Genomic DNA, 1,918 nt, shown 5'->3' with positions numbered 1-1,918 from the left:
CCCGTGGCGACGGTCTCGATCGGTGGCGGGCGCAACGCTGGTCTTCTTGCGGCGCGCATCATCGGGTCGACGGATGCGGCCGTGGCCGAACGCCTCACCGCCTTTGCCGCCGCACTCGAACGCGCCGTGGCCGAGAAGAACGCCGCGTTGAAGGCGTCGATCGGCGCTCCGTCGGCACCGTGAGCCACACCTCGCCCCTGCGCCATCCCGACACGCGCGACCCTGAGGTCATGAGCCGCCGGGCGTGGTGGCTGTTAGGGCTCAATCTGTTCGTGCCGGGCAGCGCCCAGTTGCTCGCGGGCAATCGTCGCTGGGGCCGATTCGCCGTGGGTTCGACGTTCACGCTGTGGGCGCTCACCGCCGCTGCTCTGCTGTTGTTCTGGCTTTGGCGACCCGCCGCACTCACGCTCGCTACCAACGTGGTCGTGCTGTGGATCGTGCAGTTGGGCCTCATCTTCTATGCCGTGCTGTGGCTCGCGACGACCGTGAACGCGTTCACCCTCGTGCGGCTCGTGCGCACGGCACCGCGCACTCGCCTGCCGATCGCCGTCGTCACCGTGCTCAGCATCGTGCTGACGACGGGCACCGCGAGCTATGCAGCGTTGCTGACGGGCGTGGGCCGCGATGCGCTCAGCACCGTCTTCGCGGGTGGATCCATCGTTGAACCGATCGACGGTCGCTACACGATCTTGCTCTTGGGCGGCGATGCCGGTGCCGACCGCATCGGCTTGCGCCCCGACAGCATGACGCTCGTGAGCATCGACGCGACATCGGGTGCCGTGACAATGGTGGGCATCCCACGCAATCTATACAACGCGCCATTCAGCGAGGATTCGCCGCTCTGGACGGCGTGGCCCAACGGCTTCGACTGCGGCGATGACTGTTTGCTCGCGTATCTCTACCCCTGGGCCGCCGAGCACCCCGAGCTGTACCCCAACGCCGAGAAAGAGGGCAGCACGCCCGCGATCGAAGCCATGCGCGACGCGATTGAGGGTGTCACGGGTTTACCCGTGCAATTCACGGTGCTCATTGACATGGCCGGTTTCGAGTCGCTCATCGACGCGCTCGGGGGCGTCGTCGTCACGGTCGACGAGCCGGTGACGCTCGGCATTAACGGTGGCCCGGTTGTTGGAGAAATCGCGGCAGGCGAGCGGCGCATGGATGGCTACACGGCCCTCTGGTATGCACGCAGCCGCTACGAGCTCACCGACTTCGACCGCATGGAACACCAGCGTGACATTCAAGAGGCGATGCTGCGTCAGCTCGAACCCGGGATTGTGCTCACGCGCTTTCAGGCGATTGCAGAGGCCTCGAGCGATCTCGTGCGCACCGATATTCCCCAGTCGATGCTCGGTGTCCTGAGCGATCTCGCCGTGTTGTCACGAGACCACGAGATCGTGCGGCTTGAACTCGTCCCGCCGTTCATCGACAACGTCGAGCCCGACTTTGAGCTGGCGCGCGCGAGCGTGGCCACCGCTGTTGCCCCGCGGCCCACGCCGACCCCGACCCCCTAGCGGCGTCGGGATGCTGCGCTAGAGGTCAGCGTGCAGCTGCCAGGTCTTCTCAGCCGAGTCGCGCCAGCTGAACGCGCGGGCACGGTCGCGGCCGCGCACCGTCAGCTCGGCCGCGAGTGCTGAGTCGTCGAGCACCGACCGCACCGCCTCTGCCAGTCGCTCGGGGTAGGCCTCAGCGTCGTCACGCGCGACAACCACCCCGGCATCGCTGCACACCTCGAGCAGTGCGGGCGTATCGGAGTGCACGACCGGCGCGCCCAGGCTCATGGCTTCGAGGGCGACAAGTCCGGAGCCAGCCGAGATCGCCGGCACCGCTACGACTGCTGCGCGCGAGTAGGCAACCGCGAGGTCGGTCTCACCGAGCACGCCCAGCGCACGCACGCGCGAACGGTCGAGAGGCGCGT

3 protein-coding genes are annotated in these 1,918 nt (G+C 67.5%); 2 read left to right on the top strand and 1 reads right to left on the bottom strand.

The window, feature by feature from the left end; translation table 11 throughout:
• Both SFU54_RS11035 and SFU54_RS11030 read left to right on the top strand, forming a co-directional pair.
• Positions 1–183 (top strand): AIR carboxylase family protein (locus tag SFU54_RS11035; RefSeq protein WP_319016324.1); only part of this gene is annotated, 183 nt, incomplete at its 5' end.
• Complete coding sequence (locus SFU54_RS11030) at positions 180–1,514, top strand: LCP family protein (protein WP_319016323.1); 1,335 nt, start codon at positions 180–182, stop codon at positions 1,512–1,514. The genes SFU54_RS11035 and SFU54_RS11030, both read left to right, overlap by 4 nt.
• Before the next feature lie 18 nt (positions 1,515–1,532).
• On the opposite strand, the gene SFU54_RS11025 is transcribed toward SFU54_RS11030, so the two are convergent.
• Positions 1,533–1,918 (bottom strand): glycosyltransferase (locus SFU54_RS11025; protein WP_319016322.1); only part of this gene is annotated, 386 nt, incomplete at its 5' end.

Source organism: Microcella sp. (genome assembly GCF_033763155.1).
In the GTDB taxonomy this organism is placed as follows: Bacteria; Actinomycetota; Actinomycetes; order Actinomycetales; family Microbacteriaceae; genus Microcella.
This window is presented reverse-complemented; position numbering and strand designations above follow the sequence as displayed.